At 70.2% G+C, this 21,033-nt stretch carries 17 protein-coding genes; 14 read left to right on the forward strand and 3 right to left on the reverse strand.

Annotation, left to right across the window (positions count from 1 at the left end):
- Positions 1-113: 113 nt before the first annotated feature.
- The 3 genes from ACTWQA_RS42255 to ACTWQA_RS42265 all read left to right on the forward strand — a co-directional run bounded on the left by ACTWQA_RS42255 (position 114) and on the right by ACTWQA_RS42265 (position 5,192).
- Positions 114-1,940, forward strand: coding sequence for a M14 family zinc carboxypeptidase (locus tag ACTWQA_RS42255; protein ID WP_443164504.1), 1,827 nt, complete (start codon positions 114-116; stop codon positions 1,938-1,940).
- Between the two features lie 253 nt (positions 1,941-2,193).
- A complete protein-coding gene (locus tag ACTWQA_RS42260; protein ID WP_443164505.1) occupies positions 2,194-3,762 on the forward strand; it encodes a chitinase in 1,569 nt (522 codons plus the stop codon).
- Positions 3,759-5,192, forward strand: coding sequence for a carbohydrate-binding protein (locus tag ACTWQA_RS42265; RefSeq protein ID WP_443164506.1), 1,434 nt, complete (start codon positions 3,759-3,761; stop codon positions 5,190-5,192). Before ACTWQA_RS42260 ends, ACTWQA_RS42265 begins: the two co-directional genes overlap by 4 nt.
- Before the next feature lie 25 nt (positions 5,193-5,217).
- On the opposite strand, the gene ACTWQA_RS42270 is transcribed toward ACTWQA_RS42265, so the two are convergent.
- Positions 5,218-6,789 (reverse strand): molybdopterin-dependent oxidoreductase, encoded by a 1,572-nt coding sequence (locus ACTWQA_RS42270; RefSeq protein WP_443164507.1) that lies wholly within the window; start codon positions 6,787-6,789, stop codon positions 5,218-5,220.
- Positions 6,790-6,906: 117 nt separating this feature from the next.
- On the opposite strand from ACTWQA_RS42270, the gene ACTWQA_RS42275 reads away from it, so the two are divergent.
- The gene (locus ACTWQA_RS42275) at positions 6,907-8,298 is read left to right on the forward strand and encodes a hypothetical protein (protein ID WP_443164508.1); all 1,392 of its coding nucleotides are present in this window, start codon (positions 6,907-6,909) and stop codon (positions 8,296-8,298) included.
- Here the strand turns inward: ACTWQA_RS42275 and erm are convergent.
- Positions 8,287-9,111 carry an ErmE/ErmH/ErmO/ErmR family 23S rRNA (adenine(2058)-N(6))-methyltransferase gene (gene erm, locus ACTWQA_RS42280; RefSeq protein ID WP_443164509.1) on the reverse strand — a complete coding sequence of 275 codons (825 nt, stop codon included), beginning with the start codon at positions 9,109-9,111 and terminating at the stop codon, positions 8,287-8,289. The two genes, ACTWQA_RS42275 and erm, sit on opposite strands and share 12 nt — an antisense overlap.
- A 253-nt stretch (positions 9,112-9,364) precedes the next feature.
- Here erm and ACTWQA_RS42285 point away from each other — a divergent pair, with 253 nt between their 5' ends.
- From ACTWQA_RS42285 to ACTWQA_RS42330, 10 genes are all read left to right on the forward strand, one after another.
- Positions 9,365-10,426, forward strand: coding sequence for an AAA family ATPase (locus tag ACTWQA_RS42285; protein ID WP_305918158.1), 1,062 nt, complete (start codon positions 9,365-9,367; stop codon positions 10,424-10,426).
- A complete protein-coding gene (locus ACTWQA_RS42290) occupies positions 10,423-12,201 on the forward strand; it encodes a vWA domain-containing protein (RefSeq protein WP_443164510.1) in 1,779 nt (592 codons plus the stop codon). The genes ACTWQA_RS42285 and ACTWQA_RS42290 overlap by 4 nt, the downstream gene beginning before the upstream one ends.
- 44 nt (positions 12,202-12,245) lie before the next feature.
- Entirely contained in the window at positions 12,246-12,923 is a 678-nt protein-coding gene (locus tag ACTWQA_RS42295; RefSeq protein ID WP_305918156.1) for a response regulator transcription factor, read from the forward strand.
- Positions 12,920-14,326 (forward strand): sensor histidine kinase, encoded by a 1,407-nt coding sequence (locus tag ACTWQA_RS42300; RefSeq protein WP_443164511.1) that lies wholly within the window; start codon positions 12,920-12,922, stop codon positions 14,324-14,326. The genes ACTWQA_RS42295 and ACTWQA_RS42300 overlap by 4 nt, the downstream gene beginning before the upstream one ends.
- Positions 14,327-14,350: 24 nt before the next feature.
- On the forward strand, positions 14,351-14,878 hold the full coding sequence (locus tag ACTWQA_RS42305; RefSeq protein ID WP_443164512.1) for a hypothetical protein: 528 nt from the start codon (positions 14,351-14,353) through the stop codon (positions 14,876-14,878).
- The gene (locus ACTWQA_RS42310) at positions 14,875-15,969 is read left to right on the forward strand and encodes a peptidoglycan-binding protein (protein ID WP_443164513.1); all 1,095 of its coding nucleotides are present in this window, start codon (positions 14,875-14,877) and stop codon (positions 15,967-15,969) included. The genes ACTWQA_RS42305 and ACTWQA_RS42310 overlap by 4 nt, the downstream gene beginning before the upstream one ends.
- Entirely contained in the window at positions 15,969-16,655 is a 687-nt protein-coding gene (locus ACTWQA_RS42315; RefSeq protein WP_443164522.1) for an ABC transporter ATP-binding protein, read from the forward strand. Before ACTWQA_RS42310 ends, ACTWQA_RS42315 begins: the two co-directional genes overlap by 1 nt.
- Complete coding sequence (locus ACTWQA_RS42320; protein ID WP_443164514.1) at positions 16,652-17,848, forward strand: ABC transporter permease; 1,197 nt, start codon at positions 16,652-16,654, stop codon at positions 17,846-17,848. The genes ACTWQA_RS42315 and ACTWQA_RS42320 overlap by 4 nt, the downstream gene beginning before the upstream one ends.
- 133 nt (positions 17,849-17,981) lie before the next feature.
- A complete protein-coding gene (locus tag ACTWQA_RS42325; protein WP_443164515.1) occupies positions 17,982-18,833 on the forward strand; it encodes a hypothetical protein in 852 nt (283 codons plus the stop codon).
- Positions 18,834-18,866: 33 nt separating this feature from the next.
- On the forward strand, positions 18,867-19,568 hold the full coding sequence (locus ACTWQA_RS42330) for a DUF6597 domain-containing transcriptional factor (RefSeq protein ID WP_443164516.1): 702 nt from the start codon (positions 18,867-18,869) through the stop codon (positions 19,566-19,568).
- On the opposite strand, the gene ACTWQA_RS42335 is transcribed toward ACTWQA_RS42330, so the two are convergent.
- Entirely contained in the window at positions 19,551-20,579 is a 1,029-nt protein-coding gene (locus ACTWQA_RS42335) for an AI-2E family transporter (RefSeq protein WP_443164517.1), read from the reverse strand. The genes ACTWQA_RS42330 and ACTWQA_RS42335 overlap by 18 nt on opposite strands.
- Between the last annotated feature and the right edge of the window lie 454 nt (positions 20,580-21,033).

Raw genomic sequence — 21,033 nt, forward strand, 5'->3', positions numbered from 1 at the left:
AAAGGCGCCCTGGCATGGCCGGAAAATTGGGCCTTTCGCCGGAGTCTTGGCGTCTTCACTCTCAGTTCAGACGCCGGTCAACATCCGAGTCCCGAGCGTCTGAGGAGGACGTGGTGAAACGCCGATTAGTCATCCTGCTGGCGACCCTAGGCCTGATCTGCCTTACCGGCATGACAGGAGCGGGCGCCTCCGCCGAGCCACCGCCCAACAAGCAGTACCGCGTGCAGGGCCCGGCCACGGCCCAGCAGCGCAGCTCCGTCGCCGCCACCGGCGCCGCCATCGAGGAGGTGACCGCGGACTCGGTCCTGGTCACGGCCACGGAAGCCGAGGTCGCCGCGATCAAGCGCCTCGGCTACCGGGTTGCGGAGGTCCCGCGCCCGACACCCCCGTCCGTCGACGCGTTTGACTTCCCGCCGGCGGACTCCGCCTACCACAACTACGCGGAAATGACCGCGAACATCAACGCCCTGGTCGCGGCCCACCCGAACATCGTCAGCCAGACGACGTACGGCACCTCCTACGAGGGTAGGGCGCTGCGGCTCATCAAGATCAGCGACAACGTGGGCGCCGACGAGGCCGAGCCCGAGGTGCTCTTCACCGCCCACCAGCACGCGCGCGAGCACCTGACGGTCGAGATGGCGCTGTACATCATGCACCTGCTCGCCGACAACTACGGCAGCGACTCCAGGATCACGAACCTGGTCAACTCCAGGGAAATCTGGATCATGCCCGACATGAACCCGGACGGCGGCGAGTACGACATCGCCACCGGCTCCTACCGCTCCTGGCGCAAGAACCGCCAGCCCAATTCCGGCTCGTCGGCCGTCGGCACCGACATGAACCGCAACTGGGCCTACAACTGGGGCTGCTGCGGCGGCTCCTCCGGTTCGACGTCGAGCGACACCTACCGCGGCGCCAGCGCGGAGTCGGCGCCCGAGGTCAGGGCGGCGGCCAACTGGGTGCGCAGCCGTGTCGTCGGCGGCACCCAGCAGATCAAGGCGCACATCGACTGGCACACCTACAGCGAGCTCATCCTGTGGCCCTACGGCTACACCTTCAACGACACCGCGCCCGGCCTGACCCAGGACGACCGGGACGCGCACGCCACGCTCGGCCAGAACATGGCCGCCACCAACAACTACACGCCCGAGCAGGCCAGCGACCTCTACATCACCGACGGCACCATCGACGACTGGATGTGGGGCGTCTACAAGATCTTCAGCTTCACGTTCGAGATGTACCCGACCGGCTCCAGCCCCGGCTTCTACCCGCCTGACGAGGCGATCGTCCCCCAGACCACCCGCAACAGGGAGGCCGTGCTGCGCTTCCTCGAATACTCCGACTGCGTCTACCGGATCATCGGCAAGGAGGCCCAGTACTGCGGCACCGGCAACCCGCCGGTGACCGTCTACTCCGACACGTTCGAGACGGCCACGGGCTGGACCGCCAACCCGGGCGGCGCCGACACCGCGACCCTCGGCCAGTGGGAGCGCGGTGACCCCGAGGCCACCACGTCCTCGGGGGCCAAGCAGCTGGGCACGACGGTCAGCGGCACGAACGATCTGGTGACCGGCCGGCCGGCCGGCTCTTCGGCAGGCGCCTACGACATCGACGGCGGCGTCACCTCGATCCAGTCACCGCCGATCACGCTGCCGTCGGCGGGCGCGCTCAACCTGTCCTTGTCGTGGTATCTGGCGCACGGCTCGAACTCCTCCAGCGCCGACTATCTCAGGGTCCGCGTCGTGGGCAACACCACGGCCACGGTGTTCCAGCAGGCCGGTGCGGCTTCCAACCGCAACGGCTCCTGGGCCACGGCCACCGCGAGCCTGAACGCCTTCGCGGGCCAGACGGTCCGCATCCTCATCGACGCCGCCGACGCCTCGGGCGCCTCCCTGGTCGAGGCCGGCGTCGACGACGTCAGGATCACCCAGCAGCCATAGAACACACCGCTCCGCCGTACGGGATCGCCGTCCCGTACGGCGGAGCCGTGTTTTTGGGTCTTGTAAGGGCGGGGTGTCAAAGCTACGATCGCGATAACTCTTAGGAAACTTTCCTAAAAGTAATCTTCACCTGGACAAACTCTTACAACCCCCGCAAAGCCCTGACCCTGGGCCTCTGCCCGTGCCGTACGGCTCGCGCTCTCACCCCCCGGCACGAGCCGTGCGGCACGTCACTCCCCAAAGGAAGAAACCCGTGAAACACCGCGCGATCCTCGTGGCGTTCGCGACCTTCGCCCTGAGCCTGCTCGCCGCGCCGCCCGCCCAGGCGGCCACCGCCACCGCGACCTTCGTCAAGGTCTCCGACTGGGGCTCGGGCTTCGAGGGCAACGTCACCGTCACCAACGGCACCACTACCGCGATGAACGGCTGGAACGTGCAGTTCGACGTCCCGGCCGGCTACTCGATCCCGTCCGCGTGGGACGCGGTCATGACCCGCAACGGCCAGCACTACACCTTCACCAACCCGAGCTGGGCGGGGACGCTGGCCGCCGGCGCCAGCGCCAGCTTCGGCTTCAACGGCAGCCCGGGCAACTTCCCCGGCATCACCGGCTGCACACTGAACGGCGCCTCATGCGGCGGCACCACCACACCGGGCGTCCCGGGCGCGCCGGGGGCGGCGAGCGCCACCGCGACCGCGGGTGCCATCACCCTGACGTGGGGCGCGTCCTCGGGGACGGTGACCGGCTATCGCGTCTACGAGGGCGCTGCTGTCAAGGCCACTGTCACCGGCACGACGGCCACCATCTCCGGCCTCGGCGCCTGCGAGACCCACACCTACACGGTCAAGGCGTACAACGCCCAGGGCGAGTCGCCCGGGCGGGACGCCACCGCCACCACCACCGGTTGCACGGGCGATGGCGGGACGCTGCCCAAGCATTTCCTCACCGGCTACTGGCACAACTTCGTCAACGCCGCGGCCGAGCTCAAGCTCGCGGCCGTGCCGAACGAGTACGACCTGGTCGCGATCGCGTTCGGCGAGGCCACCGCCACCCCCGGCGAGGTCGTCTTCGCGGTCGATCCCGGCCTGGCCACGGCGGTGGGCGGCTACACCGACGCCCAGTTCAAGGCCGACGTGCAGGCCCTGCACCAGCGGGGCAAGAAGGTCATCCTGTCGGTCGGCGGCGAGGCCGGGCGGGTGCAGGTCGCCGGCGCCGCCGCGGCCACGAAGTTCGCCGACTCGGTGTACGCGCTCATGCAGAGCTACGGCTTCGACGGCGTGGACATCGACCTGGAGAACGGTCTCAACGCCACCTACATGGCCCAGGCGCTGCGGGCGCTACGCGCGAAGGCCGGCGCCGATCTGATCATCACGATGGCCCCGCAGACCATCGACATGCAGTCGACCGGGATGGAGTATTTCAAGCTCGCCCTGTCGATCAAGGACATCCTCACCGTCGTCCACACGCAGTTCTACAACTCCGGCTCCATGCTCGGCTGCGACCAGTCCTTCGCCTACGCGCAGGGGACGGTGAACTTCATGACCGCGCTGGCCTGCATCCAGCTCGAGAACGGCCTGCGCCCCGACCAGGTGGCGCTGGGCCTGCCGGCCGGGCCGGGCGCCGCGGGCGGCGGAGTCGTGTCGCCCTCCCTCGTCAACCAGGCACTCGACTGCCTGGCCAAGCGGACCAGCTGCGGGACCTTCGTGCCACCGCGCGCCTACCCGGACATCAGGGGCGCGATGACCTGGTCCATCAACTGGGACGCCAGCAACAACTGGTCCTTCTCCAAGACCGTCAAGCCGCACCTCCAGGGGATGCCATGAGATTTCGCAGCAAGCTGACCGCGTTACTGGCCGGCACCGCACTTGCCCTGACCGGCGCCGGCCTCGTCACCGCCGCGCCCGCGGCCCACGGCGCGGTGCAGCAGATGGCCGCCGCCTGGGCCCCGTGGACCTCCTACGCCGTGGGCGCGGTCGTCACCCACAACGGCGTCGACTACGTCTGCCTCCAGGCCCACACCTCGCAGCCCGGCTGGGAGCCGCCGAACGTGCCCGCCCTCTGGAAGGCCGGCACCGGGGGAGGTGGCGACACCACCGCGCCGTCGGTGCCCGGCAGCCTCCGCTCGACCGGCGTCACCTCCGGCAGCGTCTCGCTGGCCTGGAACGCCTCCACCGACAACGTGGGCGTGACCGGCTACAACGTCTACCGCGGCGGCACGCACGTGGGCACCGCCACGGGCACCACGTACACCGACTCCGGCCTGAACCCCTCGACCGGCTACACCTACACCGTGCGTGCCCGCGACGCGGCCGGGAACCTGTCGGGCGTGAGCAACTCGGTGACCGCCACCACCTCCTCGGGCCCGCCGCCCACCAACCCCACCAAGATGGCCGGCGCCCCCTACCTCTACATGGGCTGGGGCAACCCGCCCAACCCGGGCACCGTGATGGACGCGACCGGCGTCAGGTCGTTCACGATGGCCTTCATCCTGTCCAGCGGCGGCTGCACCCCGGCCTGGGACGGCAACCGGCCGCTGACCGGCGGCGCCGACCAGCAGGCGATCAACACGATCAAGTCCAAGGGCGGCAGCGTCCAGATCTCCTTCGGCGGCTGGCAGGGCAACAAGCTCGGCCCCAACTGCTCCACGCCGCAGGCGTTCGCTAACGCGGTGCAACAGGTCATCAACGCCGTCGGCCCCGCCGTCGTGGACTTCGACATCGAGAACACCGACGAGTTCGAGAACTACACCGTCCAGGACCGCATCCTGAACGGCCTCAAGATCGTCAAGCAGAACAACCCGAACGTCAAGGTCGTCGTCACCTTCGGCACCACCAGGACCGGCCCGAACGCCCACGGCATCCGGCTGATCAACCAGTCCAGGGCGCTGGGCGTGCCGATCGACAACTACACGATCATGCCGTTCGACTTCGGCAGCTCCAATATCTACCAGGACACCGTCAACGCCTCCGAGGGCCTGAAGAACGCGTTGAAGAGCGCGTTCGGCTGGAGCGACGCGCAGGCGTACGCGCGCATGGGCATCTCCGGCATGAACGGCCTGTCCGACCAGCAGGAGCTCACCACCCCGGCCACCTGGACGCAGATCCGCGACTGGGCCAAGGCCCGGGGCCTGACCAGGTTCGCGTACTGGTCCGTCAACCGCGACCGTCCCTGCCCGGGCGGCGGCGTGGTGTCGAACTGCAGCGGCATCGCCCAGTCCGACTGGGAGTTCACCAGGATCACCGCCGGCTTCTGAGCCACGACCCGGCCTGCGCAGGGCCTCACATGACGAGCTGAGTGGGCTTGAGCGGGACGCCGAGGCCCGGCGGACGATACGTCGGCAGGGCCTCGCCGTACTCGTGCATCCAGGCGTGGTCCACCAGCAGCCGCATCCGCCCGGCCGCCCGGTCGCCGTCCGGCTCGGCCACGGCCGGGCTGCCGGTCAGCCTGGCCACCGCGCCGGCCACCAGCTCGGCGTCCGGGGGCGACAGGTCGCAGTGGTCGTCGGGCCCGATGAGCAGATCCACGTCCGGCGGCAGCGGGTAGATCGGCCGCGGCAGGGCGAGCACGCGCGGCGGCGGCGCCATCGGCCAGCCGTCGCGCACCGCCTCCAGCAGCACCGACCGCGACGTGCGGTGCGCGAACAGCCCCTCGGCCAGCGCCCAGCTGAGCGCGCCCACGTCCGAGCGGTCCTCGCCGCAGGCATGCAGGCACAGGTACGGCACCAGCGGGATCCCCACACCGCTCGCCTGCGCCCACCCGCTGCCGCACCCGGTGAGCACCAGCAGCGCCAGCATCGCCCGGTAGGCGGTGTCGGCGTGCGGGGTCTCCAGCCGGCCCGGCACGATCACGCACCGCCCTCCGGTCTTCTCCGCCGTCACCCCCAGCTCGCGCGCGATCTTGAGGGTGCGCGAGGCGGGCACGCCGGTGCAGGCCTCCTGCCAGCCGGGCGTGTACGGCTCGGCGCGATCGTCGTACCCGGCCGGCCACGCGCCGGGCAGGCCGGGACGCGCCACCCCGTACACGGCCAGCAGCAGGTCGAACACGGTCGTCACCAGGTCGTCGCCGTCCCGCACCACCGGCACGCCGCGCCGCAGCACCCCAGGACCGTCGTCGAAGCGCGGCAGCAGCACCTCGACCGCCTCGCCGCCGTACACGGTGAGCCGATCGCAGACCCGCCCGAGCACCCCGCCGGGCACGTACGCGCTGTTCCTCGGCTGCAGCCGCACCAGGAACGGCAGATCCGTGCGCTCCATGGCGTGCCCGGCGAACGGCGTGCGGTCCAGGAAGAACTCCTTGAGCAGCACGTGCCCCATGGCCATGGCCAGCGCGCCGTCCGTGCCCGGGCGCACGACCAGCGTCTCGTCCGACAACCGCGTCGGATGGGGGCCGATCGCGACCACCTTCTGCCCCTTGTACCGCCCGGCGATCACCCAGGGCGTGTCGGCGGTGCGGACGAGCCGGTTGTTCTCGCCCCAGAGCAGCACGTACGCCGCCCGCGCCCAGTCCTCGGCCCGCGGACCGGCGAACCGCGGCCCCAGCACCTGCTCGGGCGCGCACGGATGCTCGGTCAGCACCGCGCCGCCGAGCCCGCCGACGATCCGCGCCAGCGGTGAGGTGGCCAGCGCCGCCACCCGATCCGCGCCGTGCCGCGCGGTGGTGTGCACGATCGCCGCCGCGGCGAGCTCGGCCGCGGTGCCGTCGTCGAGCGGCACCCGCCGCTCGCCTCTCGCCCGGATATATTGCTGTGAGTTCCCTGTGAGTTTCGCCCAGGCCGCGACCGGGTCGCGCAGCCCATCTCTCACCTCGAAGTAGAGCCTCACCAGTGCCTGGTTGACCTGCGATCCCCCCATGCAAAAAGTTGAACACAGACCGTGGTGCCGTATCGCGAAACGTGTCGGCATGTCGGGGATAAGAATCGGAACCCCAGGTGGCGGCACTCAGATGGATGCGGCAGGCTAGATCCCGCCATGGATTACGCAGCCCTCACGGGGATAGTCCTCGTCGCCGGTGTCATGCTCGCTCTCATCGCCCAATGGCGCGATTGGCGGCCTCCGCTCATCGCCGCCATCGTCGTCGGCGTGGCGGTGCGCGTGCTCATCATGTACACCTCGGCGATCGATTCATGGCAGCCCGTCGACTTCATGGAGAGCTTCAAGCCGGCTGGCGAGGCCGTGCTGCGGGGCGAGGACCCGGTGCTGGCCAGCGAGGGAGGCTGGCACTTCCTGCCGACCATCCCCTACGTGTACGGCATCCTGCTGTGGCTCGGCATCCCGTGGGAATACGCCGGGCGCCTGGTCACCGTCGTCGCCGACATCGCGCTCATCCCGCTGGTGGCCAAGCTGGCCGGCGGCCCGAAGGCGTCGCTGCGCGCCTTCCAATACGCGCTCAACCCGCTCGCCCTGCTCATCGCCTCCGTCCACGGCCAGGTCGAGCCGGTCGCGCTCGTGTTCGGCGTGGCCGCGTTCGTCGTCGCCCGCGGCCCCGGCGAGCCCGAGCGTCCCGGCATGACCACCGATGTGATCGCCAAGGTGCGCCGCGGCCTGGCGGCGTACGGCGTGCGTGCCTCTATCCCGCGGGTGATCGGCCGCGGTGGCATGCTGCACCGCGCCCTGCTGCCCGGCGCCGACGACCTGGCCCACGTCAGGCGCGGCGCGCTGGCCGGGCTGCTCATGGGCCTGGCGTTGTGCGCGAAGAGCTGGCCGATCTGGCTGATCCCCGGCATGCTGCTGCTCCTGCCCAACCTGCGCTCCCGGGTCGCGGCCCTGTTCACCACCGGCATGGTGCCGATCTTCTTCCTGGTCACGCTGCCGATCTTCGCGGGCACGTCGCTCGACCAGATCCCCGCGGTCATCCATACCATTCAGGACATCCGGCCGATCATCGGCGAATGGGGCTGGACGCCGTGGTTCACCGGCGGCGACTGGGCGCTGATCCCGGAGCTGGCCTCCTTCGGCACCAACCTCATCTACGTGTGCGTCATCGCGGTGCTCTTCGTCTGGCGGCGGGCCGACCCGATCGACCTGACCACGGCCATCCTGCTGATCTTCATGGTGGTGACGCCCCGGCTGGGCGCCCAATATCTGCTGTGGTTCATGCCGTTCCTGATCGCCAGGCCCACCAGGTTCGCCTGGCCGGCCATCATCGGCGTCTCGCTCTGGGCCGGCTACGGCTACCTCTACATGACCCAGTTCGACGTCACCACGTGGTGGTATCTGCACCAGGACTGGTCGCGGGCGTCGATCGTGCTGCTGCCGATCCTGTTCCTGGCCATGCCCTGGGGCCGGCGCGTCGCACCGGCCCCAGGCCTGGCCCCCGCCGTGGAGACCGCGGCGAAGGCCAAGCTCACCTCAGCGGCATAGCCGCTCCCACAACGTGATCCACTGATCGGGGTGCACGTGGCCCACGACGGCGTCGCGGGCCACGCCCGCAGCCTTCAACGCGGCGTCCACCCCCGGGTAACGGGTCTTCAGCGAGGCCCGCACCGATCCTCCGACGCCGCCGAACCCCAGCTCGACCAGCTCCTGATAGGAACCACGGCCCTGGACCAGCGGCTCGGGCCGCCGCCTGACCAGGAGGATCGCCGAGTCGACCGCCGGGACGGGCCGGAAGCTCTCCCTGCCGATCGTGTCGCCGAGCCGCCAGTCGAACCACGGCCACGACTCCACCGTGACCAGGCTCCAGCGGCCGTAGTCGCCGGTGCGTTTGCGGGCGTACTCCCGCTGCGTGAGCAACGTCGCCGAGGTCAGGCCAGGCGCCCGCAGGCACCAGTCCACGATCTTCGACGTCACCGAGTACGGGATGTTGCCCACGACCGCGAACGGCTCACGCGGCGCCCGCGCGGTCGTGAAGTCGCCCCTGACCACGTCGATCCGGGGATCGCTACGGGTCCGCGCGCTCAGCTTCCCGGCCAGCAGGGGATCGATCTCGTAGCCGACGACCTTGGCGCCCGCCTCGGCCAGCGCCAAGGTGAGCACGCCTTCCCCCGCGCCCGGCTCCAGGACGAGCCCTTCGGGCGCGGCGGCCTTCACCATCAGGTCGACGGCATGCCTGTCGACCAGGAAATTCTGCGAGAGCGTGCGCCGCGCCCGGTCTCTGGGCGTGCGGCCGCCACCGCTGTTCCTGGCGTTCTTCTGGGTGTGTGAATAGTTACCGTGTGCGAAATTCCGCGCCACAGCGCTGCCCCTTCGGGTCCTCGAGATGAATGGGGTCTCGAAGGGCCCTGGGCACGCGTGCGGACGCGCAGCCTCAGATGATCGCGTCCGCTAGCGGGCCAGAGCCCGGCCGTGCGAGCTCCGGCGGATGCGAATGAACATCGGGCAGGCGCACATGCATGTCATGCCCGCCACAGTAGGCAGCGGCCCCGCACCCGGGCAACGCAATTAAATGTGATGCGCGAGCGGCGCCTGGTTCGTCACTCTGGACAGCGTGCAGGCAACGGTCACGGTCACCCCGGCGCAGCTCCCCGAGCTGCTGCTGCACGTCGCCGTGGTCCGGCCCGTGTTCCTGTGGGGCGCGCCCGGCATCGGCAAGAGCTCGCTGGTCCGCGAGTTCGCCGGCTCCCTCGGCCTGGAGTGCGTGACGCTGCTCGGCACCCAGCTCGCCCCCGAAGACCTGATCGGCGTGCCGGAGCTGGTGGGCGGGCGCAGCCGGTTCGCGCCGCCGGAGTCGATCGCCCGCGACGAGCCCTACTGCCTGTTCCTCGACGAGCTCAACGCCTCGGCGCCGGAGGTGCAGAAGGCGTTCTACTCGCTGATCCTCGACCGCAGGATCGGCACCTACGAGCTGCCCGCCGGCTCGGTCGTGATCGGCGCGGGCAACCGGGCGACCGACAACGCCCTCGCCCGCCCGATGGCCTCCGCGCTGATCAACCGGCTGGTCCACGTCCACCTGCGGGCCTCGGCCGACGACTGGCTGAAGTGGGCTGCGGCCAACGGCATCCACCCGTGGATCGTCGACTATCTCGTGCAGCGGCCCGACCACCTGTGGAGCCAGCCGCCGAAGACCGAGGAGACGTTCTCCTCGCCCCGGGCCTGGCACATGCTCTCCGACGTGCTTCTTTCCTACGGCGACGACGTGTCCGACGAGACGATCGCCATGCTCGCGTTCGGCACGCTCACGGCCACCCACGCCTCGGCGTTCCGCGCCTACGTCAAGACCGTGCGGCACGCCTACGACCTGGAGGCCGTGCTCAAGGGCGAGGCGCCCTGGCCGCGCGCGCCCGAGGAGCGCGACCTGCTCTACTTCCTGGCCGAGGCGTTCCGCGCCCGCCTGATCAAGGAGCTGCCCGCGGACAAACGGGGAGCCTCCTCCCGGGGTCGCGACCTCGGCTTCCGCGCCAAGACGCTGCTGGTCGAGCTGGCCGAGATCTCCCTCGAGTGCGCCCAGCTCGTCATCGCCAACAACGCCGACGGCGCGCCCGCGCTGCCCACCTGGTTCCTCGTCGAGGTCGGCAGGGACGTGCCGCGGCTGATGGCGGCCCGGTCATGAGCAGCCGCCGCAAGGCCAAGGTCGACCCGTGGCGGGCCGAGCTCACGAAGGGCTGGCAGGCCACCACGAAGCAGCCGCTGTTCCGCGTCTTCTACCCCCACTTGGAGGAGGCCGACGAGGGTGAGCTGACGAACGACACCTGGGCGATCGTCACCGACGACGGCGACGTGCGCTTCCACCCCAAGCGCCGCGCCCCGGCCGAGGAGTGGACCTGGGTCTTCGCCCACCTCCTGCTGCACCTCGGCTTCGGCCACGCCGACCCGCGCACCTGCGCGCCCAGGGACGTCGACGGCGACCGCCCTCATCCCGCCTACCACGCCGCCTGCTGCCTGGCCGTGGAACGGTTCCTGCGCACCCTCAAGATCGGCCGCTGCCCCTGGCCGCTCCCTGCCGAGGTGCCGGAGAACGACGAGGTGACGCTGTCCGAGCAGTGGCGCAGGCTCGGGATCCCGGCTCCGCTCAAGCCTCTGGGGGAGCCCGACTTCCGCATCGGCTCGGCGAAGCTGGCCGACTACATGGACTTCCAGCGGTCGTTCGCGATCGGCGTCGCCGAGGCCGCCACCAGCGCGCTCGACCAGGCCGGCGAGCCTCGCACCCCCGTCGAAGGGCACGTCAAAGGGCCGTGGGACCTCGCGCTGCGCTGGTTCACCTCCTCCTATCCGCTGCTCGGCGCGCTGGCCGCGGGCATGAAGATCGTCTCCGACGCGGAGCTGGCCAGGGGCTGGTCCATCTCGATCGCCGCGGTCAGCGCCGAGGCGGGGGAGATCTACATCAACCCGCTCGCCCAGCACACCGAGGACGAATGGCGTTTCGTGCTCGCGCACGAGATGCTGCACGCCGCGCTGCGCCACGGGGAGCGGTGCGGCCTGCGGGATCCCTACCTGTGGAACGTCGCCTGCGACTACGTGATCAACGGCTGGCTGGCCGAGATGGCTGTGGGCCAGATGCCGGAAGGGCTGCTGTTCGACCAGTCGCTCAGCGGCATGTCCGCCGAGGCGGTCTACGACCACATCGCCACCGACCTGCGTCGCCTGCGCAAGCTCGCCACCCTGCGCGGGCGCGGGCTGGGCGACGTGCTCGACCGCCCGCCCCGCCGCATCGGCGGTTACGTCGACCTCGACGATTACTACCGCAATGCGCTCTGTACCGGCCTGGCCTACCACCAGAGCAACGGGCGGGGCCTGCTGCCCGCGGGGCTCGAGGAGGAGATCCGCGCGCTCGACCAGCCGCCGCTGCCCTGGGACGCCCAGTTGGCCCGCTGGTTCGACGAGCACTTCCAGCCCGAGGAGAAGCGTCGCTCCTACGCCCGCGCATCGCGCCGGCAGGCGTCGAGTCCCGGCATCCCGCGCCCCGGCTGGATCCGCCCCGAGGAGGTCGTGCGCAGGGCCACGTTCGGGGTCGTGCTGGACACCTCGGGCTCCATGGACGTGAGGCTGCTCGGCAAGGCGCTCGGCGCGATCGCGTCCTACGCCGCGGCCCGCGATGTGCCCCGCGCCCGCGTGGTCTTCTGCGACGCCGCCGCCTACGACGCCGGCTACCTGCCGGTCGAGGACATCGCGGGCAAGGTCAGAGTGCGCGGCCGCGGCGGCACCGTTCTTCAGCCGGGCGTCAGAATGCTTGAGCAGGCCGACGACTTCCCACCGGACGGGCCCATCCTGGTGATCACCGACGGCGGGTGCGACGTGCTGCGCATCCGAAGGGAGCACGCGTTCCTGGTGCCGCAGGGCGCATCGCTGCCGTTCAGACCGCGTGGTCCCGTGTTCTTCGTGAAGTGATGCCTTTGAGCCGGCATTGAGCTGGCTCGGGTATTCCTTTAACCATGGATCGACCCGCCAGGGTGCTCGTCGTGGACGACGAGCCCAACATCCGCGCCCTGCTCTCGCAGACTCTGCGACTGGTCTCCTTCGAGGTGCGGACCGCGGAGACGGGCGCGGAGGCGGTGACGGCCGCCAGGGAGTTCAAGCCCGACATCGTGGTGCTCGACGTGATGCTGGCCGACTTCGACGGGTTCGAGGTGGCCAGACGGCTCGGCGAGCGGATCCCCGTGTTGTTCCTGACCGCCCGTGACCAGGTCGAGGACCGCGTGCAGGGGCTCACGCTGGGCGCCGACGACTACGTGGCCAAGCCGTTCAGCCTGGAGGAGGTGGTGCTGCGCATCCGCGCCATCCTGCGCCGCAGCCGCACCGTCCCCCGCGACGACGTCCTGCGCTACGCCGACCTGGAGCTGGACCCGCAGGCCCACGAGGTGCGCCGGGCCGGGGTGCCGGTCGAGCTGTCGCCCACCGAGTTCAACCTCCTCGAATATCTGCTGACCAACGCGGGCCGCGTGGTGAGCAAGGCGCAGATCCTCGACAGCGTCTGGCGCTACGACTTCGACGGCGACTCCAGCATCGTCGAGTCGTACGTCTACTACCTGCGCAAGAAGATCGACAAGTGGGAGCCGCAGCTCATCCACACCGTACGCGGGGTCGGCTATACGCTGAGGACCCCCCGATGAGACCCGCCACCTGGACCTTGCGCACCCGGCTGGTCATGGCCATCCTCGGCCTCACCACGGTCGCGCTCGTGCTCTCCAACGTCGTCGGCGTCACGCTGCTGCGCGACACCATGATCGGCCGCGTGGACGAGCAGCTGGCGCAGATCTCCAGGGCCGCCACCGTCAGGGGCCTCCCGATGCTCACCCAGAGGCAGATCACGGGGAACGACTACTTCGACACGCTCGCCAGGCGGTTCGCCGCCATCCAGCTGATGATCTACAACCCTGACGGCACCCTGCAGTTCCGGAGCTCCGCGCCCGGCGAGCCCGCTCCCGTCCTCGATGAGATCAGGACCGATCTCGCCTACACCGTTCCCGGCACCTCGGGCCCGTCGTGGCGGATCCGCGCCGTCGAGGCGGCCGACGGCAGCGTGTCGGTGTTCGCCCAGTCACTGGCCGAGCTGGAGCAGAACCTCACCGCGGCCATCGCCATCGCCGTCGCGGTGAGCGCGCTCGTGCTGCTCCTGCTCGGTATGGCGGCCGCCGCCGTGGTACGCCTCGGCCTGCGCCCGCTCACCAGGATGGAGGCCACCGCCGGGCACATCGCCCGCGGCGACTTCTCCCGCCGCGCCCCCGCCCACGACCCGCACACCGAACCGGGCCGGCTGGCCCGCGCCATGAACGTGATGCTCGACCGCCTGGAGGCCGAGATCGCCGCCAGGACCGACTCCGAGGCCCGCATGCGGCGGTTCCTCGCCGACGCCTCCCACGAGCTGCGCACCCCGCTCACCTCCGTACGCGGCTTCGCCGAGCTCCACCGCAGGGGCGGCGGCGACGCCGACGAGGCGATGCGCAGGATCGAGGACGAGGCCGCGAGGATGGGCGTGCTCGTCAACGACCTGCTGACGCTGGCCCAGCTCGACGAGGAACGCCCGCTCGACCGGCACCCCGTCGACCTGCTCGAAGTGGCCGCCGACACGATCAGGGACGCCCGCGTACGGGTGCCCGAGCGGCAGGTCAGGCTCGGCGGGTTCGGCGGCCCCCTCGCGCCCGTCTCGATCGTGGGCGACGAGGCCCGCCTGCGCCAGGTGGCCGCCAACCTCATCGGCAACGCGCTCTGCCACACGCCGCCCGACGCCGCGATCACCGTCAAGGTCGGCAGGTCGGACGGCATGGCCGTGCTCGAGGTCGCGGACACCGGGCCCGGCATCCCGCCCGAGCACGTGCCCCACCTGTTCGACCGCCTCTACCGGGTCGGCCAGGGCAGATCCAGGGCCGACGGCGGCGCCGGGCTGGGCCTGGCCATTGTCTCCGCCATCGTCCGCACGCACGGCGGCCGCGTCGAACTCGACACCGCGCCGGGCAAGGGCGCCGCCTTCCGCGTGTTCCTACCCGACTCCGAGGCGGCTCCCAGCTCGCATTGAAGCGCGCTCGGCACATTCGGGAGCATGAAACGGACAATCGTCGCGACGGCCCTGCTCGCCGCACTGGCCGTCGGCTGCGCCGGCCAGCAGGGCAGCACCGGAGTCGCTTCCGTATCCAGTAGCGCGTCCCCGCCCCCGGCAAGCTCAGGCGCCACGCCCACCGGCACCGCCGACCCCCAGGAGCAGGGCATGAAGTTCGCCCAGTGCATGCGCGAGCAGGGCATCCCCATGGAGGACCCCGATCCCAACGGCGGCGGCGGCCTCAGGCAGCTCGGCGAGGACGTCGACAGGGACAAGGTCCAGAAGGCCATCGAGGCCTGCCGCGACTACGCGCCGTCCCGGGTCCGCGAGCAGCAGGGCCCCGAGCAGGTCGAGCAGATGCGGCAGTTCGCCCAGTGCATGCGAGACAACGGCGTCGACATGCCCGACCCCAACCCCGACGGCACCATGGGCACCGGTGAAGGACGCAACTTCAACCGCGACGACCCGCAGTTCCAGAAGGCGTTCGACGCGTGCCAGGACAAGTTCCCCAGAACGGGGGAGGCCACGTGACCCAGATCGAGGAAATGACTGCGCGCGCCACGCGTGCTTTGCCGCCGCGCCGCCGCAGCCAGGCGCGTGTCCTGGCCTGGACGGGCGGGGCCGCGCTGCTCGCCGCCGCCGTCGCGGCCGCCGCCGTGGGCTTCGGCGGCAACGGCGCCGGTACGACCACCGCCGCCCGCACGCCCCCCGCCACCGCCACGGTGGCCCGTACGACCCTCACCGAGACCACGACCGTGGACGGCAGCCTCGGCTACGGCGACGCGATCACCATCACCGCCAAGTCCCAGGGCACGATCACCTGGCTCCCCGGCGAGGGCTCCACCATCACCCGAGGCCGCGGCGTCTACAGCGAGGACGCCGACCGACGCCCCCTCCTGTACGGCGACATGCCCCTCTACCGCACCCTGCAGGACGGCGTCACGGGCAGTGACGTCGAGCTGTTGGAACGCAACCTCGACAAGCTCGGCTACACCGGCTTCGACGTCGACGACGAATACACCTGGGCCACCAGGGAGGCCGTCGAGGACTGGCAGGAGGACCTCGGCCACGACGTCACAGGCGTGGTCCAACCTGGCGACGTCGTCGTCGCCGACGGCCCCCTGCGCGTCGCCGAGCTGAAGAAGGCCCTCGGCGACACCGCGAGCGGCCCCGTGCTCACCGCCACCGGCACCACCCGCGAGGTGCTCGTCAACCTCGACGTGGCCGATGAGCACCTGGTCAAGAAGGGCCGGCAGGCCACCGTCGAGCTGCCCGACGGCAGCACCGTGAAGGGCAAGGTCGCGAGCGTCGGCAAGGTCGCCACCGAGACCGGCAGCGGCAACGACACCGCTACCACGGTCGAGGTCACGGTGTCGGTGAGCGGCCTGAAGAAGTCGTTCGACGCCGCCCCCGTGGACGTCACGATCGTCGCGGAGCAGCGCGAGAACGTCCTGGCCGTGCCCGTCGGAGCGCTGGTCGCGCTGGCCGAGGGCGGCTACGGCGTGCAGGTCGTGGAGGGCTCGGCCACGCGCTACGTCCCGGTCGAAACCGGCATGTTCGCCGACGGCAAGGTCGAGGTCACCGGCGTGGACGAGGGCATGACCGTGGCGGTGCCCAAGTGATCGTCGAACTGCGTGATGTCAGCAAGCTGTACGGCGGCGTCGCCGCGCTCCGCGGCGTCTCGATGGACATCGAGTACGGCGAGCTCGTCGGCATCGTGGGCCCGTCGGGCTCGGGCAAGTCGACCATGCTCAACATGATCGGCACCCTGGACCGCCCGACCGGCGGCACCGTCCGCATCGCGGGGCACGACGTGAGCGCGCTCACCGACAAGCAGCTGTCCGCCCTGCGCGGCAACGTCATCGGCTTCGTCTTCCAGCAGTTCCACCTCGCCGCCGGGGTGCCCGCACTGGACAACGTGGCCGACGGCCTGCTGTACGGGGGACCGTCGCTGCGCGAGCGGCGGCTGCGCGCCTACGAGGCACTGGAACGCGTCGGTCTCGAGCACCGGATCGACCACCGCCCGCACGAGCTGTCCGGCGGCGAGCGCCAGCGCGTGGCCATCGCCCGCGCCGTCGTGGGCAACCCGGAGCTGCTGCTGGCCGACGAGCCGACCGGCAACCTGGACTCCCGCTCCGGCGCCGGCGTGATGGAGCTGCTGCGCGAGCTGCACGCGGCCGGCACCACCGTGGTCATCATCACCCACGACCGCGGCATCGCCGCCTCCCTGCCCAAGCAGGTCGAAATGCTCGACGGCCGCGTCGTGCCGGAGGCGCGCAGTGGACTCGTTGAGGGAGCCAGGACATGACAGTGCTCACCACATCCCGCCTGCGCCCGCGCGACGTGGTCAGAGTCGGCGGGGCCGGACTGCGGGCCAGACCGCTGCGGGTGTTCCTGTCCGCGCTGGGCATCGCCATCGGCATCGCCGCCATGCTCGGCGTCGTCGGCATCTCCGCCTCCAGCCAGGAGGACCTCAACCGGCAGCTGGAAGCGCTCGGCACGAACCTGCTCACCGTGTCGCCGGGGCAGACCCTGTTCGGCGAGGCGTCCCACCTGCCCGCCGAAGCCGAGGGCATGATCGGGCAGATCGCCCCTGTCACCTCGGTCACCGCGACCGGCACGACACCCGCCAAGGTCTACCGCAACGACCACATCCCCGCGGCCGAGACCGGCAGCATCTCCGTCACCGCCGCCCGGCTCGACCTGCTCCAGGACACCGGCGTCACCGTGGTCAGCGGCGCCTGGCTGAACGCGGCCACCCACCGCTACCCGGCCACCGTGCTCGGCGCCAAGGCCGCCGACCGGCTCGGCGTCGTCCAGGCGGGCCCCGACCAGCGGGTGTGGCTCGGCGGCCAATGGTTCACCATCGTCGGCGTGCTCGCCCCCGCGCCGCTGGCGCCCGAGCTCGACACGGCCGCCCTCGTCGGCTGGCCGGTCGCCGAGGAACGGCTGGACTTCGACGGATATGCGACCACGATTTACGCCAGAGCGCAGGAAGACCACGTCGTGGCGGTCAGCGACGTGCTCGGCGCCACCGCCAACCCCGAGAAGCCGAACGAGGTCGAGGTCTCCAGGCCGTCCGATGTGCTGGCCGCCAAGCAGGCCACCGATGCCACGCTCAACGCCCTCCTGCTCGGCCTCGGCGGCATCGCACTGCTGGTCGGCGGCGTGGGCGTGGCCAACACGATGGTCATCTCTGTCCTGGAGCGGCGTGCCGAGATCGGCCTGCGCCGCTCCCTGGGGGCGACCAAGGGCCAGATCAGGCTCCAGTTCCTGGCCGAGTCGCTGCTGCTGTCGGCCATCGGCGGCGTCGGCGGCGTGCTGCTCGGCATCGGAGTGACCGGGGCGTACGCGGGTTTCCAGGGCTGGCCGGCGATCGTGCCCGTCTGGGCCATGGCCGGCGGCGTGCTGGCCACGCTCGTGATCGGCGGCATCGCAGGCTTCTACCCGGCCGTACGCGCCGCCAGGATGTCGCCGACCGAAGCCCTGGCCACTCCGTGACCCCCTCGGCGACCTACTCCGTCCTCGTTCTCCCATCGCCGCCGCTCTTCCACGCGTCCGATTCTTACAAGTGAGCCGCCGGGCGGCGAGGGTAGCGTCGCCCGGAGGGACCACGAGGGAAGGGCCGCAACTCATGGACGTGCTGGACCGGGCAGAGAGATATCTTCACCTGCACGGAAGGCTGATCGACCGATTGCGCTTCGAGGCGCTGTTCCGGGATGGCTCGCGGGAGCGGGCGCTGGACGTGCTGCGCGGCTACCAGAACCCCGACGGCGGCTTCGGCCACGCGCTCGAACCCGACCTGCGGGGCGCGGGCAGCCAGCCGGAGCCGGTCGAGGTCGCGTTCTGGATCCTGGACGAGCTCGCCGCCTTCGACTCGCCGATGGCGCCGGCCGCCTGCGACTACCTGGCCGGCGTCACGGCGGCCGACGGAGGCGTGCCGTTCGTCCTGCCGTCGGTCAGGGACACCCTGAGGGCGCCGTGGTGGCAGACCGATGACGATCCGCCTGGAAACCTCATCCCTACGGCGTCGATCGCCGGACTGCTGCACAAGCACGGCATCACACACCCCTGGCTCGCCACAGCCACGGACTTCTGCTGGTCGCGCATCGCGGCCGTCCAGGACACCAGCCCGTACGAAGCCCGCGCGATCGTGACCTTCCTGAACCTGGTCCCCGAGCGGGATCGGGCCGAGGCCGAGTTCGCCCGGCTGCGCGAGGCCATCCTGGCCACGGTCGCGTTGGATCCGGACACGCCGGGGGAGGTGCACTTCCCGCTGGACTTCGCGCCGGAGCCGCTGCGGCTGCCGCTGTTCACCCAGGACGTCCTGGACGCCCATCTCGACGCCTTCATGGACCCGCGATTCGACGACGACAAGTGGGGCCTCAACTGGCTGATCTGGACACCGGTGGTCGAACACGAATGGGGCGGATACCTCGCCGTCCAAAGGCTCAAGACGCTGCGCGCGTACGGGCGGCTGCCCTGAGGTTCTGTCGGTGGGGTGGCATACGTTGGAGTCATGTACGAGGAACGGCCTCCCGGCCCGGACCTCGCCGGGCGCGTCGCCTGCGTGTGGCACCAGGTCAGCGAGTCGGACACCACCCAGCTCGTGGTGCCCGACGCCTGCGTCGACCTCATCTGGGGCCCCGAGGGCCTGTTCGTGGCCGGACCTGACACGGGCCCCATGCCCACGGCCATGGCGGCAGGCGACACCTTCATCGGCATCCGGTTCAAGCCCGGCGCGGTCGGCGACGTCTTCGGGGCCCCGGTCCACGAGCTGCGTGACCAGCGGGTCCCGTTGTCCGCTCTCCCCGGTCTGCCGATCGACGAGTCCTGCGCCCCCCGGCCCGAATGGCGTCTGGAGGCCATGGGCGCAGCCGTCGAGCGGCGCCTGTCCCGTTCGGTCGCCGACCCTGCCGCGCCCGCCATCGCCAGGGCACTCATGGCCGGGCGCACGGTGACCGAAGTGGCCTGGGACCTCGGCTTCAGCGATCGCCACCTGCACCGCCGCGCCGTGGCCGCCTTCGGCTACGCACCCAAGACCCTGCAACGCATCGTCCGCTTCCAGCACGCGCTGCGGCTTGCCCGCGCCGGCATGCCCCTCGCCGAGGTCGCCGCCACGAGCGGCTACACCGACCAGGCCCACCTGTCCCACGACGTCAAGCGGCTGAGCGGGGTGTCCATGGGACGGCTGGTCTCACCCCTACGGGTGACTGCCTGACACGAGCGCCTGGGCCCATCTGGCGCTCGGGTCGCTGTCGATCAGCAAGGCCCGGGCGAGCAGACTCAACGGGATGGCCAGAATGGCGCCCAACGGCCCCAGCACCAGAGTCCACACCAGCAACGAGATGAACGTCATCGTCGTCGAGAGCCCCACCGCGTCACCCAGGAATTTGGGCAGAATGAACGACTGGATGACGACGTTGATGACGATATAGGCGATGACGACGAGCACCATGGTCCGCACGCCGCCGTCCAGCAGCGCGAGCATCGCGGGCGGCAGCAACGCGATCACGAACCCGATGTTCGGGATGTAGTTGGCGATCAGCGCCAGCACACCCCAGAGCAGCGGCAACGGCACGTCGAGGAGCGACAGCGCGAGCACGTCGAGAATCGCGTTCATGAGCCCGAAGACCGTGGAGACGATGAGATAGCGCCGCGTCTTGTGGGCGAACGTGGCGAGCGCCGTCACCAATTGGGGTCTGTTCTCTTCCCCTGCGGTGAGAATTCTGGCCATCACCGGCGCGTCCAGACACATCGCCAGCAACAACACCACCACGAGAAAGCTCGCCGAGAGCACGCCGATCAAACTCCCGAGCAGGCCCTGCGCGAGCTCGAACAACCGGCTCGGGTCGAACGCGTCCAGCGCCCGGTCGAACACGTCGGTCCCGAGCCCGTAGGTGGCGGCCCACCGCTGCGCGTCGGCGAGCAACCGCTCGAACTCGCTCGCGTACGCCGGGAGGAGAGACGTCAGCTGGGTGACCGAGATCGTCAGGATGCCCACCATGGCCAGCAGCACCAGCACGACGACGAAGAACGGCACGGCGACCTGCACCCAGACGGGCAACCCTTGGGCATCGAGCCAGCCGCGCACCGGGGCGACGGCGATGACGAGGACAAGGGCCAGCACGACCGGGCCGGCGATCGAAGCGACCTCCCGGAGCCCGAACAGGGTGATGACCGCGCCGGCGATGCCCACCAGGATGATGAGTGCCCTGGGCAGAGTGTTCACGTGCGCTCCCTTGCGATTACCCGGTGTGAATGCCCGGGTGTCGGATGCCGGAACCGCCGATTTGACGGTTCCGGGAGGCGCACATACAGTTCTTCAGTCCCGAGGGGACGGCATGATCGCCGGCCTCACTTCGGGGACAGCCTCCAGACTTCTCCACTCCGGTGGACGTTCGCGTCCACTCTCAAGGGCTGGTAAGTTAGAGGGGTTGTCCCGGAAACGGGGCGCGACTTAATTCCCGCAGTTCTCGCGAGTCCGGTCAATTTGACAGGAATTCGAGGGGATGTAAGAATTAAGACATAACGCAAGACCGAAACGAAACGCCGGAAAACGCGTCCGTTTCTTGAGAACTCAACAGTGTGTTAAAAGCCAGTGCATGTGCATCACACATGTATGACCCCGTCATTTTTGACGGTTATTGCTTGGATGATTCATCCGAACATGATCATTGTTTGGA

The organism is Nonomuraea sp. 10N515B (genome assembly GCF_052245915.1).
GTDB lineage: Bacteria > Actinomycetota > Actinomycetes > Streptosporangiales > Streptosporangiaceae > Nonomuraea.

Bases quoted from the DNA above. Each gene is read 5' to 3' on its own strand.
- ACTWQA_RS42265 (WP_443164506.1), top strand. From the start codon at position 3,759: ATGAGATTTCGCAGCAAGCTGACCGCGTTACTGGCCGGCACCGCACTT.
- ACTWQA_RS42270 (WP_443164507.1), bottom strand. From the start codon at position 6,789: ATGGGGGGATCGCAGGTCAACCAGGCACTGGTGAGGCTCTACTTCGAG.
- ACTWQA_RS42275 (WP_443164508.1), top strand. From the start codon at position 6,907: ATGGATTACGCAGCCCTCACGGGGATAGTCCTCGTCGCCGGTGTCATG.
- ACTWQA_RS42290 (WP_443164510.1), top strand. From the start codon at position 10,423: ATGAGCAGCCGCCGCAAGGCCAAGGTCGACCCGTGGCGGGCCGAGCTC.
- ACTWQA_RS42295 (WP_305918156.1), top strand. From the start codon at position 12,246: ATGGATCGACCCGCCAGGGTGCTCGTCGTGGACGACGAGCCCAACATC.
- ACTWQA_RS42300 (WP_443164511.1), top strand. From the start codon at position 12,920: ATGAGACCCGCCACCTGGACCTTGCGCACCCGGCTGGTCATGGCCATC.
- ACTWQA_RS42305 (WP_443164512.1), top strand. From the start codon at position 14,351: ATGAAACGGACAATCGTCGCGACGGCCCTGCTCGCCGCACTGGCCGTC.
- ACTWQA_RS42320 (WP_443164514.1), top strand. From the start codon at position 16,652: ATGACAGTGCTCACCACATCCCGCCTGCGCCCGCGCGACGTGGTCAGA.
- ACTWQA_RS42325 (WP_443164515.1), top strand. From the start codon at position 17,982: ATGGACGTGCTGGACCGGGCAGAGAGATATCTTCACCTGCACGGAAGG.
- ACTWQA_RS42330 (WP_443164516.1), top strand. From the start codon at position 18,867: ATGTACGAGGAACGGCCTCCCGGCCCGGACCTCGCCGGGCGCGTCGCC.